At 74.3% G+C, this 13,124-nt stretch carries 11 protein-coding genes; 6 read left to right on the forward strand and 5 right to left on the reverse strand.

Annotated elements, in window-relative coordinates; translation table 11 throughout:
- Positions 1–19: 19 nt before the first annotated feature.
- The 3 genes from ACN9MS_RS15270 to ACN9MS_RS15280 all read left to right on the forward strand — a co-directional run bounded on the left by ACN9MS_RS15270 (position 20) and on the right by ACN9MS_RS15280 (position 3,159).
- Entirely contained in the window at positions 20–769 is a 750-nt protein-coding gene (locus ACN9MS_RS15270; protein WP_426309331.1) for a helix-turn-helix domain-containing protein, read from the forward strand.
- 141 nt (positions 770–910) lie between these two features.
- On the forward strand, positions 911–1,732 hold the full coding sequence (locus ACN9MS_RS15275; protein ID WP_426309332.1) for an aldo/keto reductase: 822 nt from the start codon (positions 911–913) through the stop codon (positions 1,730–1,732).
- 230 nt (positions 1,733–1,962) lie between these two features.
- Positions 1,963–3,159, forward strand: a complete 1,197-nt coding sequence (locus ACN9MS_RS15280) for a Glu/Leu/Phe/Val family dehydrogenase (RefSeq protein ID WP_426311908.1) — start codon at positions 1,963–1,965, stop codon at positions 3,157–3,159.
- 27 nt (positions 3,160–3,186) lie between these two features.
- Here ACN9MS_RS15280 and ACN9MS_RS15285 read toward each other — a convergent pair whose 3' ends face one another.
- Positions 3,187–4,017 carry a tryptophan-rich sensory protein gene (locus ACN9MS_RS15285; RefSeq protein WP_426309333.1) on the reverse strand — a complete coding sequence of 277 codons (831 nt, stop codon included), beginning with the start codon at positions 4,015–4,017 and terminating at the stop codon, positions 3,187–3,189.
- Between the two features lie 140 nt (positions 4,018–4,157).
- On the opposite strand from ACN9MS_RS15285, the gene ACN9MS_RS15290 reads away from it, so the two are divergent.
- On the forward strand, positions 4,158–6,035 hold the full coding sequence (locus ACN9MS_RS15290) for a M48 family metallopeptidase (protein WP_426309334.1): 1,878 nt from the start codon (positions 4,158–4,160) through the stop codon (positions 6,033–6,035).
- A 124-nt stretch (positions 6,036–6,159) separates the two neighbouring features.
- Here the strand turns inward: ACN9MS_RS15290 and hemQ are convergent, their stop codons facing one another.
- Both hemQ and ACN9MS_RS15300 read right to left on the reverse strand, forming a co-directional pair.
- The gene (gene hemQ, locus ACN9MS_RS15295) at positions 6,160–6,894 is read right to left on the reverse strand and encodes a hydrogen peroxide-dependent heme synthase (RefSeq protein ID WP_378234301.1); all 735 of its coding nucleotides are present in this window, start codon (positions 6,892–6,894) and stop codon (positions 6,160–6,162) included.
- A gap of 40 nt (positions 6,895–6,934) precedes the next feature.
- A complete protein-coding gene (locus ACN9MS_RS15300) occupies positions 6,935–8,155 on the reverse strand; it encodes a ferrochelatase (RefSeq protein ID WP_426309335.1) in 1,221 nt (406 codons plus the stop codon).
- A gap of 203 nt (positions 8,156–8,358) precedes the next feature.
- Between ACN9MS_RS15300 and ACN9MS_RS15305 the strand changes: the two genes are divergently transcribed.
- Together ACN9MS_RS15305 and ACN9MS_RS15310 are read left to right on the forward strand one after the other, a co-directional pair.
- Positions 8,359–9,402 (forward strand): DUF2804 domain-containing protein, encoded by a 1,044-nt coding sequence (locus ACN9MS_RS15305; RefSeq protein ID WP_426309336.1) that lies wholly within the window; start codon positions 8,359–8,361, stop codon positions 9,400–9,402.
- A 164-nt stretch (positions 9,403–9,566) separates the two neighbouring features.
- Positions 9,567–10,859, forward strand: a complete 1,293-nt coding sequence (locus ACN9MS_RS15310) for an alkaline phosphatase (RefSeq protein WP_426309337.1) — start codon at positions 9,567–9,569, stop codon at positions 10,857–10,859.
- 87 nt (positions 10,860–10,946) lie between these two features.
- On the opposite strand, the gene ACN9MS_RS15315 is transcribed toward ACN9MS_RS15310, so the two are convergent.
- Positions 10,947–12,008 carry a carbohydrate ABC transporter permease gene (locus tag ACN9MS_RS15315; protein WP_426309338.1) on the reverse strand — a complete coding sequence of 354 codons (1,062 nt, stop codon included), beginning with the start codon at positions 12,006–12,008 and terminating at the stop codon, positions 10,947–10,949.
- Complete coding sequence (locus tag ACN9MS_RS15320) at positions 12,005–12,970, reverse strand: carbohydrate ABC transporter permease (RefSeq protein WP_374615002.1); 966 nt, start codon at positions 12,968–12,970, stop codon at positions 12,005–12,007. Before ACN9MS_RS15320 ends, ACN9MS_RS15315 begins: the two co-directional genes overlap by 4 nt.
- Positions 12,971–13,124 lie beyond the last annotated feature (154 nt).

Raw genomic sequence — 13,124 nt, forward strand, 5'->3', positions numbered from 1 at the left:
TTGTACGATCCGGGGCGACATGGCACCCGTTCGCGACAACCTGTGGCCCGAGGGCGCGGCGCTCCTCGCGGCGCTGAGCCCGGCGATGGTCGCGCTCATGGACGAGCTGCCGGACACGATGTTCTGCGCCAAGGACGTCACGGGCCGGTACGTCGCGGTCAACCCGGTGTTCGTCGCGCGGACCAACGAGCGCTCGCGCCGCGCCGTGCTGGGCCGTCGGGCGCGCGACCTGTTCGTCCCGCAGCTCGCGGAGCGCTACGAGCAGCAGGACGCCGAGGTGCTGCGCGGGCGCGCGCTGCGCGGCGAGCTCGAGCGCATCCGGCGGCTCGGCGGGACGTCGGGCTGGTTCCTCACCTCCAAGCTCCCCGTGCACGACGACGCGGGCCGCCTGGTGGGGATCGTGTCCGTCTCGCACGACCTGCGCGCGGGCGCCGCGGACGACGCGACGATGGACTCCCTCGCCGCGCTCGTCGCCGCGGTGGAGGGGGACCTCGGGGCGCGCTGGACGACGGCGCGGCTCGCCGAGGCGGCCGGGTCCACGCCCGCGGTGCTCGACCGGCGCGTGCGGCGCGTGTACGGCGTGACGCCGCGCCAGCTCGTGCTGCGCACCCGCGTCGACCACGCGACGCGGCTCCTCGCCGGGAGCGCGGCGTCGATCGGCGAGGTCGCGGCGGAGAGCGGCTTCTACGACCAGCCGTCGTTCACGCGCACGTTCGCGCGTCTCACGGGCGAGACCCCGGCCCAGTACCGCCGCCGCACCCGCCGCTGACGGCACCCCACGTCCCGCTGCCGAACCTGGGGTTGTGGTCGCCTCACGCGCCGAGCCCGGGGATGTCGCCGGACTCGGCACCAGGCGGGGGCGAGGCGCGCGCGGTGGCGCGCGACGGCGTCGGGCACGGAGACTGACGGCATGACCTCGAACGCCGCCTCCTCCACCAGCGCCTCCGCCACCCCAGTCCCGACCGTCGACCTGCCCGGCGGCGCGATGCCGCTGCTCGGGCTGGGCACGTGGCAGTCCGAGGGCGACGACGCGTACCGCGCCGTGCGCCACGCGCTCGACGTGGGCTACCGGCACGTCGACACCGCGACGGGCTACGGCAACGAGGCGCAGGTCGGGCGCGCGCTCGCCGACTCGTCGGTGGACCGCGCCGACGTGTTCGTCACGACCAAGCTCCCGCCAGACGCCGCGGGGCGCGAGCGCGAGACGCTCGAGGCGTCGCTGCGCGACCTCGGCACCGACCACGTCGACCTGTGGCTCATCCACTGGCCGCCGGCGGGCGAGGCGTCGCCGTGGGTCTGGGAGCGGTTCGTCGAGCTGCGGAACGAGGGCAAGGCGCGGTCGATCGGGGTGAGCAACTACTCGGTCGAGCAGGTGGACGTCGTCTCGGAGCAGGTCGGCGAGGCGCCTGCCGTCGACCAGATCCCGTGGAGCCCCGCCGACTACGACCACCGCCTCGCGCACGAGCTCGCGCAGCGCGGCGTCGTCCTCGAGGGCTACAGCCCGTTCAAGCGCACCGACCTCGACGCGCCGGTCCTCGCCGAGGTCGCGGCCGCGCACGGCGTCACCCCGACCCAGGTCGTGCTGCGCTGGCACCTCGACCACGGGTTCGTCGTCATCCCGAAGTCGGTGACGCCGGAGCGCATCGAGGCGAACTTCGCGGTAACCGGGTTCTCCCTCTCCGCGGACGAGCTCGCGGCGATCGACGCCCTGGGGCACCGCCGGGGCGCGTGAGCGGCGAGCGTCCGCGCCGGGGGTAGCGTGACCCTCGGTGCCGCACACCCCCGCGGCACCGAGGAGAACCTCGAACCGGAGGAACCGTGACGACGACGTCCGTGCCGCCCACCCTCACCGGCGGCGAAACCACCCCGAGCGACCCCGCTCCCCGTACGACCTCTCGACCCGACGCCGCGACCGCACCGGCGTCCGCCCTCGACACCGCGCACGCGCAGCTCGCCGGCGCGGTGGACTTCCTCGGCTACGACGACGGCCTGCACGAGATGCTCGCGACCCCGCGCCGCGAGGTGAACGTCGCCGTCCCGCTGCGGCGCGACGACGGCCGCACCGTCCTCTTCCACGGCTACCGCGTGCAGCACAACGTCTCGCGCGGCCCCGGCAAGGGCGGGCTGCGCTACTCCCCGAGCGTCGACGTCGACGAGGTGCGCGCGCTCGCGATGTGGATGACGTGGAAGTGCGCGATCGTCGACCTGCCATACGGCGGGGCGAAGGGCGGGGTCGCGATCGACCCTCGCTGCTACTCCGAGGCCGAGCTCGAGCGCGTCACGCGCCGCTACACGTCGGAGATCATGCCGGTGATCGGCCCGGAGCGGGACATCATGGCGCCCGACATGGGCACGAGCGAGCGGACCATGGCGTGGGTCATGGACACCTACTCGGTCAACCAGGGCTACACGATCCCGGCTGTCGTGACCGGCAAGCCGATCACCGTGGGCGGGTCGCTCGGGCGCACGACGGCGACCAGCGCGGGCGTCGTGCACGTCACCGCCGCGGCACTCGACGAGGCGGGCGTGCCGCTGTCCGACGTGCGCGTCGCGATCCAGGGCTTCGGCAAGGTCGGCTCGCACGCGGCGGCGCTGTTCGCGGCGCGCGGCGCGCGCGTCGTCGCGGTCTCCGACCAGTACGGCGGCGTGCACGACCCGGACGGTCTGGACGTGCGCGCGCTGTTCGAGCACGTCGCCGCGACCGGCAGCGTGGTGGGGTTCGACCGCGCGGAACCGGTCGACAACGACGCGCTGCTCGCTCTCGACGTCGACGTGTTGGTCCCCGCCGCGGTCGAGGGCGTGCTCGACGGCGACACCGCCCGCACCGTGCGCGCGCGCTGGGTCGTCGAGGGCGCGAACGGCCCGACGACCGCCGAGGGCGACCGGGTGCTCGCCAAGAACGGCGTGACGGTGGTGCCGGACGTGCTCGCGAACGCGGGCGGCGTAGTCGTCTCCTACTTCGAGTGGGTCCAGGCGAACCAGGCGTACTGGTGGACCGCCGACGAGATCGGCGACAAGCTCGAGCACCGCATGCTGCACGCGTACGAGGAGGTCGCCGGCCTCGCGCGCCGCGAGGAGCTGAGCCTGCGCGACGCCGCGCTCGTCATCGGCGTCCAGCGCGTGGCGGAGGCCCACCAGATCCGCGGCCTCTACCCCTGACGCGCGGCGTCCCGCCCGGCGCGCGGGTCAGCCGCGCGCCGGGCGGGTCGCGGCGACGAGGGACGCCACGAGCGCGACCACGGATGCTCCGACGGCCGCCCAGGCCACGGTGGTGTCCACGAGCTCGCCCTGGAACCGCCCGACGGCGATCCACGCGAGACCCCACGACATGGCGAGGCCGATGCCGAGGGCGACCGCGCGGCGTCCGGCGGCGAACGCCGCCCAGGCGACGGAGAGCGCCGCGGCGAGCACGACGAGCACGACCGACCAGCCCGTCGCGCCGAGCCCGAGGTCGCCGACGCCCGCGTCCGTGAGCGCCGCGGCGACGTTCGCGAGCGTCGCGACGCTCACCCAGCCGGTGTAGAGGCCCATGGTCCCGTCGAGCACGACGGCCTGCGCGGTCGACTCGGGCCGCCGGCGCACGAGCCGCACCACGACCACGGCGTCGACCGCGAGCAGAGCCGCGATGACGACGACGCTGAACGGGATCCACCCGGCCTGCACGACGCCGATCCACGCCGCGTTGAGGACCATGGACGCGAGGACCCACCACGCGGTCGCGCGCAGCCGCGGGCTCGTCGCGTGCCGCGGCAGCACCTGGTACACCGCGAACGCGAAGAGGCCGAGGTAGATCACGGACCAGATGCGGAACGCCGGGTTGTCGGGCGCCACGGGCGTCGCGGTCGAGGACAGCGCTCCCCCGGCGGTCTGCTCGACGGCGGTGCCGCCGAACGCGCCCGCCCCGTAGGCCGCCGCCCCGGCGGCGACGAGCGAGCCGACGAGGACGACGACCTGGCGGACACGGTCGGAGGGCGCGGGCGAGGGGATCGCGCCCGCCGGGACGGCTGCTGTGGTCATGCCCCCAGCGTGACATCACTCAGCATGCTGAGCATCTGGGGAGCGGGGGTGCGGACGGGACTGGTGCCCCGGGCACGCGGACCACTATGCTCCGGCGCCAGACCGCCGCGCGGGTGCGGCGCATCGTGAGAGGCACGCCCATGACCACGACCCTGCGCGCCGCGCTGTCGGTCCTCCTCCTCGTCGGGTTCTACGTCCTCGCGCTCGGCGCCGTCGTCGGCCTCGGCGCCGCGACCGTCTGGGCGTTCTCGGAGCACGCGAGCGGCGGTGCCGCGAAGCTCGGGTTCTTCACGGTCGTCGTCGCCGTGGGCCTCGTCGTCGCGCTCGTGCGCGTCGCGCGGGCCGAGAAGCAGGGTCCGGGCGGCGTGCCGCTCGCGGAGCGCGACGCGCCCGAGCTCTGGGCCACCGTCCGCGAGCTCGCGCAGGTCGCGGACACGCGCGCGCCCGACGAGATCCGGCTCGTCGCCGACGTCAACGCCGCCGTCAGCGAGGACACGCGCCTGCTCGGGCTCGTCGGCGGGACGCGCCGCCTGTACCTCGGCGTCCCGCTGCTGCAGGGCTTGTCCGCGGCCCAGCTCCGCTCGGTCCTCGCGCACGAGCTCGGCCACTACTCGCGATCGCACACGCGCCTCGGCCCGCTCACGTACCGCGGCCGCGAGGCGATCACGGCGACGGTCGGGCAGCTCCAGGGGAACGTCGTCGGCTGGCTGCTCAGGCAGTACGCGAAGCTCTACGTCCTCGTCTCGGCAGCGGTCAGCCGGCGCCAGGAGCTCGAGGCCGACGAGCTGTCCGTACGTGTCGCGGGGCGCGCGACCGCCCAGGCGGCGCTCCGCGAGGTCCCGGTGCTCGACGCCGCGTGGGGCTTCTACACGAGCCAGTACGTCGGGCTCGGCTGGGAGCACGGCCTCGCCCCGACGCCGGCGGGCGTCTTCGGCGGCTTCGACGAGCTCCTGCGGGGCCGGGCGGGCGACCTCGCCGAGCTCCGGTACGACGACGCGCCCGCCGAGCAGTCCGCGTGGGACACCCACCCGTCGATCGCACGGCGCGTCGCCGCGATGGACGGCATGCCCGACGGCGGAGTGGCCACGACGGACGAGCGTCCTGCCGCCGCCCTCGTCCCCGGCTTTGCCACCTGGTCCGAGCGCGTCGCGGTCGAGGAGGTCGCGTTCGGCACGCGTGCCCAGCTCCCGTGGGACGCGCTCGTCGCCGCGGCGATGCCCATCCACGACCAGCGCACCGCGGACACCCTCTACCGCGCGGTCGGCCGTGCCGCCGGCCGCCCGCAGGGCGATCTGGCGACCCTGCTCGACCTCCTCGGCGCCGGCCGCCTCGACGCGGTCGCGCGCGACCTCGTGCCGGGGGCACCCGCCACCGAGGCGCGCGCGGCGATCACCGGCGCGATCTCCTCGGCCCTCGCGGCGGCGGCCGTCCGATCCGGCGCGGCGCGGTGGCGCGTGTCGTGGACGGGGCCGGCGACGCTCGAGACGCCCGACGGCACCGTCCTCGATGTGGCGGAGGTCGCGCGCCTCGCGGCCGACCCGACGACCACCGCGGAGGCCCGCTCCCGGCTCGACGCCCTCGGCATCGACGTCGCGGGCGCGGTCCAGCAGACCGCGCAGGCGACCGCGCACGGCGGCGACGTCGTCGGCGGTCTCGCGAACGTCAAGGTGGACGGGGCGTACCACGACGTCCTCGTGCTGGACGTCGGCCTCGTCCTCGCGCCGTGCCCCAAAAAGACGGAGGGCGGCAAGGCGCGGCTCGTGGAGCTCCTGCGCTCGGCGCCCGTCGCCGACCTCGCCGCACGGCACCGGTACGTGCCCTACGAGCAGATCGCCGGGGCGGTGATCCGCAAGGTCACGCCCGCGCGCGTCGACCTCACGCTGCACGACGGCACGACCCTCACGCTCCACGAGACCTGGTCGGGCGAGCGGCTCACCAAGGACAGCGACGAGGCGCTCGTCGCGCACGTCGCACCCTATGTCCGCGAGGGCGAGCCGGACGCCGTCCCCGCGGGCTGAACGAGCGCCGTCGCGCGGCCCGCCCGGCCCCGCCGAGAACGACACAGCGCGCGGACGAGAACGACCCTGGTGTCGTGATCCGTCGGATCACGACACCAGGGTCGTGCTCGGCGCGGTGCGGGCGTCAGGCCAGGGGCTGGCGGTCCGCCCAGGCGGTGAGCGTGGTGCGGGGGCCGGTGAAGAACGGGACCTCCTCGCGCACGTGACGGCGCGCCTCGGTCGCGCGCAGCTCGCGCATGAGGTCGACGATGCGGTGCAGCTCGTCGGCCTCGAACGCGAGGATCCACTCGTAGTCGCCGAGCGCGAACGACGCGACCGTGTTGGCGCGCACGTCCGGGTAGTCCTTCGCCGCGAGACCGTGGTCGCGCAGCATGGTGCGGCGCTCGGCGTCGGGCAGCAGGTACCAGTCGTACGACCGCACGAACGGGTAGACGCTCAGGTAGTCGCGCGGCGCCTCGCCCGCGAGGAACGCCGGCACGTGGCCCCGGTTGAACTCGGCGGGGCGGTGCAGCGCGGCGTTCGACCACACGGGCTCCAGGTGCGCCCCGAGGCCGCTCGCGCGCAGCCGCTGGTAGGCGCCCTGGACGGACTCGATCGTCGGGCCGTGCCACCACACCATGAGGTCGGCGTCCGAGCGCAGGCCCGCGACGTCGTACCAGCCGCGCACGACGAGGTCGCCGTCCGTCGCGGCCGGGTCGTCGCCACCGCCGACGGCGGTCAGCGCGTCGGCCACGAGGCCCGCGCGCTCGTCCGCGTCGGCGGGCAGCGGCGCTGCCGTCGCGAAGACGGACCACATCGCGTAGCGGATGGTGGTGTTGATCTGCTCGTGGTCCGCGGGTACGCGCGCGGCGTCGTTCATCGGGGGTTCCTCTCGGGTCCGTGCGGGTTCTTCGCGGGGCTCAGCTGTGGACGTCCGTGCTGCACAGCGCGGGGACGCCGCTCGGCTCCCCGTCGCGACGCAGGCAGCAGCCGGGCGCGCACACCGAGCGGAAGGCGGGCAGGCTGCCGACGGTGGCCTCGGCGACGGCCTCGCCCCGCGCGAGCGCCGCGCGCTCGACGAGCAGGTCGACGAGCCCGCGTACGAACGGCTCGCGCGTGCCCACGGTGCCCGCGCGGACGGCGGTCATCCCGAGCCCGGTCGCGGTCTCCATCGCCTCGGTGTCGAGGTCGTAGGCGACCTCCATGTGGTCCGACACGAAGCCGATCGGCGAGAGCACGACGTCGCGGACGCCGTCCTGCGCGATCGCCTCGAGGTGGTCGTTGACGTCGGGCTCGAGCCACGGCTGGCTCGGCGGGCCCGACCGCGAGCAGTACGCGAGGTCCCACGCCACCTCGTGACCGAGGCGTGCCGAGACCTCGGCGACGATCACGCGCGCCAGGTCGAGGTGCTGCTCGGAGTACGTCGCGTGGGAGACGCGCGACGCCGTCTCCATGGTGTCCGGGATCGAGTGGGTGACGAACACGAGGCGCGCGGCTGCGCCGTCGCCGCCCTTCTCCGCGAGCGCCGCGTAGCCGTCGAGCACCGCGTCGACGTTCGCCTGCGCGAAGCCCGGGTGGTTGAAGTACGAGCGCACCTTGTCGAACTGCACGCCCGTGGAGCCGTCGGGGCCGAGCTGGCCGCGCCCGTCGAGCACGACCGCGAGGTCCTCGCGGTACTGGCGGCAGCCCGAGTACGACGAGTACGCGGACGTCACGAGGGCGACCGCGTTCTTCGCGCCCAGCGCCTCGAGCTCGTCGATCGCGTCGGTCGTGTACGGCTCCCAGTTGCGGTTGCCCCACACGACGGGCAGCTCGACGCCGCGGCGCGCGAGCTCGGCCTCGAGCGCGGCCTTGAGCGCGAGGTTCTGCTCGTTGATGGGGCTCTTGCCGCCGAACCCGTAGTAGTGCTCGCCGACCTCCTCGAGGCGCGCGTCCGGGATGCCCTTGCCCGCGGTGACGTTGCGCAGGAACGGCACGACGTCCTCGGGCTTGTTCGGCCCGCCGAACGAGTAGAGCAGCAGCGCGTCGTAGGGGCTCAGGTCGGGGGTGGGACCGGGGTCGACGGCGCTCGCGGGGGCGGCGGCGGGCTCTGCGGCCCGGCCCGTGTCGACAGCGACGTCCTGGGGGGAGAACGGGGGCATGCTCCCGATCATGGCACCTGCTCCGGGGCCCGCCCGCCGGGAATCGGACCGGGCGGACGTGACATTGACGGGACAGAGTGTCACCTCGTCCGCTTGTGTCCCCGCAGCCCCTAGACTCGGCCCGCTCGCTCCTCGGGCCGGGCACCGGGCACCGTCGCCCGCCGCGCAGAGCCGCCCGAGCCGGACCACGTGGAGGTGGAGCGGTGGCGCTCCCGGAGATCACCGAGCGCGTCGCGCTCACCCTGCCCGACGGGAGCCTCGACCGCCGGTCGGTCGGCTGGGCGCGCCAGCCGCTCGTCGACACGTCCGGCGTCGCCCGCGACGGGCTGCGTCGCTGGACCCGCCACACCGGCCGGAACAAGCGCTGGGAGTACTGGGGCGTCGTCACCCCGACCCACGTCCTCGCCCTGACGGTGTCGTCGCTCGACTACGCGGCGGTGCACGAGGTGTGGGTCCTGGACCGGGAGACCGGGCGCACGTTCGGTGCTACGGCGACGGTCGTGCCGGCGCGCGGCGTCGAGCTGCCCGGCTCGCTCGGGGACGGACCCGCCCGGGCGCGCGCGAAGACCCTCGCGATCGACGTCGACGAGGTGGACGGTGGCACGCGCCTGCGCGCCCGGACCCGGGACGTCTCGTTCGACGTCGTGGCGGAGCTGCCGCCGGGGCACGAGCGGCTCGCAGTCGTCGTGCCGTGGAGCGACTCGCGGTTCCAGTACACGGTCAAGGACGTCGCGCGCCCGACGCACGGCACGCTGTGGGTCGACGGCCGGACGGTCGACGTCCCCGCCGGGTCGTCGTGGGCGGTGCTGGACCACGGCCGCGGGCGCTGGCCGTACGACGTCCGGTGGAACTGGGGCGCGGGGTCGGGCGAGAGCCACGGGCGGGTCGTCGGGGTCCAGGTGGGCGGCCGCTGGACGGCCGGCACGGGCTCGACCGAGAACGCGGTCCTCGTCGACGGGCGCCTCCACCACCTCCCCGACGAGCTGGTCTGGGACTACGACCTCGCCGAGCCGCACCGGCCGTGGCGCGTCACCGGGGGCGGGCTCGACGCGACGTTCGAGCCCTTCCACACCAAGGTCACGCGCACGAACCTCGGCGTCGTGTCGTCGTCGACGGACCAGTGCTTCGGCACCTGGTCGGGCACGTTCACCCCGCCGGGTGGCGAGACGTCGGACGGGCACGACGCCGGGGCGGTGCAGTTCGACGGGCTCGTCGGCTGGGCCGAGGAGGTCCACAACCGCTGGTGAGCGCCGGGTGACCCGACCCGGGTTGCCAGTGCCGACCCTGTGCCTAGCGTGGACTGCGACCGGCGGCACCGACGTCGCCGGGCGCGGCCCGCGCGCGACGGCGAACCCGTCCCCTCCGCGGCCGTGCCGGCACCGGCAGCGACGCCGGTGGGAAGGGGAGGCTCATGCAGTCACGACGAGGACAGCTCCGGGCGGGCACCACGGGGGTCGCGGCAGCCGCGGCGCTCGTGATGCTCCTGCCGTTCGGTGGGAGCGAGCGCGGCGACGACCGCGGCGGCGGTCACGGCCACGGCAACGACCGGGCACGCAACGTCATCTTCATCCAGGGCGACGGGCTCGGCCTGTCGCACCGCGAGCTGATCCGGCTCGCGACGGTCGGCAAGGACGGGCAGCTCGCGATGGACTCGCTCGAGCACGCCGGCTGGACGACCACGGACTCGGCCGACCCCGAGGAGGCCGTCACCGACTCGGCCGCGGGCGCGACCGCGTTCGCGTCCGGGGTGCGGACGTACAACGGGGCGGTCGGCGTCGACGTCGACGGCAACCCGGTCCCGACCCTCCTCGAGGCGGCCCGCGGCGCGGGCAAGGCCACCGGTCTGGTCACGACGGCACAGGTCACCGACGCGACCCCCGCGGCGTTCGGGGCGCACGTGCCCGACCGCGGCGACCAGAGCGAGATCGCGCGCCAGTTCCTCGAGAGCTCGCGGCCCGACGTCGTGCTCGGCGGCGGTGAGGACTGGTGGTACCCGGCGGGCGACCCGGGCGCGTGGGAGGACAACCCCGCCAAGGACCCGACCGAGCAGAGCAAGGGGACGAAGGGGAACCTCGTCGAGCGCGCGCAGGACCTCGGCTACACCTACGTGAGCGACGCCGAGGGGCTCGCGGACGCGCGCGGACGCAAGCTGCTCGGTCTGTTCGCCAACGAGGAGATGTTCGAGCAGCGCAACGAGGGCGAGGGCGACCTGTACGAGCCGGAGGTGCCGCTCGTCGACATGACGGCGAAGGCGCTCGACGTGCTGCAGCGCGACCGCGACGGGTTCTTCCTGCTCGTCGAGGAGGAGGCGGTGGACGAGTTCGCGCACCGCAGCAACGCGACGCGGACGATCCAGGCCGGGCAGGCGCTCGACGAGACCGTCGCGCTCGCGCTCGACTTCGCGAAGAAGAACCGGGGCACGCTCGTGCTCGTCGTGGGCGACCACGCCACGGGCGGGCTCGCGATCGAGAACGTCGACCCCGCGGACGAGGGCGGCGAGGGAGCCACGACCGAGGACGGCCCCTTCGACCTCGCGGGGTCGGACCTGCAGTTCACGGTCGACTGGACCACGGGCGGCCACACGGGCGAGGCCACGCCGATCACCGCGCAGGGACCGGGCGCCGAGCGGCTCGCGGGCGCCCAGCGCAACACCGACGTCCACGACGCCGTCCTGCGCGCGATGCAGGGCCGGGGCCGCGGCTGAGCACGACCCGCTCGCGATCGAGCACGACGTGGGTGCCGTTGTCCGCGGGACGACGGCACCCTTGTCGTGTTCGGCGACAGACGAGGTTCAGCCCTTGACCGCTCCGCCGAGGCCCGCACCCTGGAGGAACATGCGCTGGAAGACGAGGAACAGCCCGACGGGGATGATTGTGGAGATCGCGAGCGCCGCGAGGAACACTCCGAGGTCGGTCGACGCCTCGATGGACGGCAGGCGCACCGACAGCGGCTGGATCGCCGGGTCCTTGAGGACGAGCAGCGGCCAGAGGAAGTCCTTCCAGGCCGCGATGACCGCGAACACCGACACGACGCCGATGATCGGCTTGGACATCGGCAGCACGACCGACCAGAACAGCCGGTAGGGCCCGGCACCGTCCATGCGCGCGGCCTCGAACACCTCGCGCGGCAGGCTGTCGAAGAACCGCTGGACGAGCAGCACGTTGAACGCGCTCGCGCCCGCGGGCAGCCACACGGCCCAGAAGCTGTTGATGAGCGACCGGCCCAGCAGCGGCGGGTCGAGGATCGTCAGGTACAGCGGGACGAGCAGGACGATCGCCGGGACGAACATCGTCGACAGGACGAGCGCCTGCACGACCTTCCCGTACCGGGGCCGCAGGACGGACAGCGCGTAGCCGCCCGTCGTCGCGACGAGGATCTGCGACGCCCACGACCCGACCGCGAGCCAGATCGTGTTGAGGAAGTACCGGCTGACCTGGACGTCGTTCCACGCCTTGTCGAGGTTGTCCCACGCGATGCCGTTCGGGAAGATCGCCATCGGTGTGCGCAGGATGTCCTGCGTCGGCGTCACCGCGTACTTGGCGAGCAGCAGCATCGGGCCGAGGCCCGCGACGACGAGGATCACGAGCAGCAGGACGTGCGTGGTGCCCATCCCCCACCGGATGGACGGGCGGCGCCAGTCCGCCTCGGAGAGCGCGCCGCGATCCTCGACGCCGTCGAGCGCCTTGCGCCGCCGCGCGCGCACCCTGCGGCGCTCGGACTCGCGCCGGGACCGGCTCGCGTCGGCGGCGCGGCGGGCGGTGCCCGCCGGGTCGGCGACGGTGTCCGTCGTGGCCGCGGAGTCCTGCGAGACGACGCCGATCTCGCTCGGGTTGTCGGTGGGCGAGAGAGTCATGACGTGCTCCAGGACCGGGTGAGCCGGAAGTAGAGGATCGAGAAGACGGCGAGGACGGCGGCGAGCATGATCGACAGCGCGGTCGCGGCCCCGTAGTCGCCGCCGAGGCTGTTCTGGAAGGCGTAGCGGTAGATGAGCAGCAGGATCGTCAGCGTCGCGTTGTTCGGCCCGCCGCCCGTGAACAGGTACGGCTCGAGGAAGACCTGCGCCGTGCCGATCACCTGGAGGATCAGCGTGATGAACAGGACGCCGCGCAGCGCCGGGAGCGTGACGTGCCAGATCTTGCGCCACAGCCCCGCGCCGTCCACCTCGGAGGCGTCGTAGAGCTCGGGCGGCACGCTCGTCAGGGCGGCGAGGTAGATGATGATCGTCCCGCCCGCGCCGGCCCACGTGGCGGCGAGCACGAGCGACGGCATCGCGGTCGAGGCGTCCTGGAGCCACGGGTACGGGCCGAGGCCGACCCAACCGAGGATCGTGTTGAACACGCCCGTCGGGCTGCCGTTGTAGAAGAACTTCCACAGCAGCACGGCGACGACCGGCGGGACGACGACCGGGAGGTAGGCGAGCGCGGAGTACAGCCCGCGCGCCCGGCGGACCTCGCGCATGAGCACCGCCGCGATCAGCGGGATGGGGTACCCGAACAGCAGCGCGAGGAACGCGAAGTAGAGCGTGTTCTTCACGGCCTTCCACAGGAGCGGGTCGTTCAGCACCTGGCGGAAGTTGTCGAGCCCGACGAACGTCGGGTCGCTCACGAGGTTCGTCTCCTGGAAGCTCATGATCACCGCGCGCACGATCGGGAACCACGAGAAGACCCCGAAGATGAGGATGAGCGGGAGCAGGAAGACGAGGTTGCTCAGGCCGCCGCCACGGAACCACGTCACGGGGCTGCGGCGTCGGCCGTCGCGGTCGGCCCGCGCGTGGGAGGCGGGTCCCCGTCGCGGCGGGGCGGTGGTGGCGGTCACGGGCGAACGTCCTTCGGTGCGGTGGGAGGTGCCCGACGGCGCGAGGTGCGTCGCGCCGTCGGGCACCGGCGGGGTACGGGTCGGCCGGCAGGGGGCGCTGCCGGCCGACCCGGGTCTGGGGTCGCGCGGCCCGGTGCGGACCGCGCGGCCTCGG

The sequence above is a fragment of the Cellulosimicrobium sp. E-16 genome (assembly GCF_049913115.1).
Classification (GTDB): Bacteria; Actinomycetota; Actinomycetes; order Actinomycetales; family Cellulomonadaceae; genus Cellulosimicrobium.

What these genes read in the sequence shown, in the direction of transcription:
- ACN9MS_RS15270 (WP_426309331.1), top strand. Translation starts at nt 20, where the DNA reads ATGGCACCCGTTCGCGACAACCTGTGGCCCGAGGGCGCGGCGCTCCTC.
- ACN9MS_RS15275 (WP_426309332.1), top strand. Translation starts at nt 911, where the DNA reads ATGACCTCGAACGCCGCCTCCTCCACCAGCGCCTCCGCCACCCCAGTC.
- ACN9MS_RS15285 (WP_426309333.1), bottom strand. Translation starts at nt 4,017, where the DNA reads ATGACCACAGCAGCCGTCCCGGCGGGCGCGATCCCCTCGCCCGCGCCC.
- ACN9MS_RS15290 (WP_426309334.1), top strand. Translation starts at nt 4,158, where the DNA reads ATGACCACGACCCTGCGCGCCGCGCTGTCGGTCCTCCTCCTCGTCGGG.
- hemQ (WP_378234301.1), bottom strand. Translation starts at nt 6,894, where the DNA reads ATGAACGACGCCGCGCGCGTACCCGCGGACCACGAGCAGATCAACACC.
- ACN9MS_RS15300 (WP_426309335.1), bottom strand. Translation starts at nt 8,155, where the DNA reads ATGCCCCCGTTCTCCCCCCAGGACGTCGCTGTCGACACGGGCCGGGCC.
- ACN9MS_RS15310 (WP_426309337.1), top strand. Translation starts at nt 9,567, where the DNA reads ATGCAGTCACGACGAGGACAGCTCCGGGCGGGCACCACGGGGGTCGCG.
- ACN9MS_RS15315 (WP_426309338.1), bottom strand. Translation starts at nt 12,008, where the DNA reads ATGACTCTCTCGCCCACCGACAACCCGAGCGAGATCGGCGTCGTCTCG.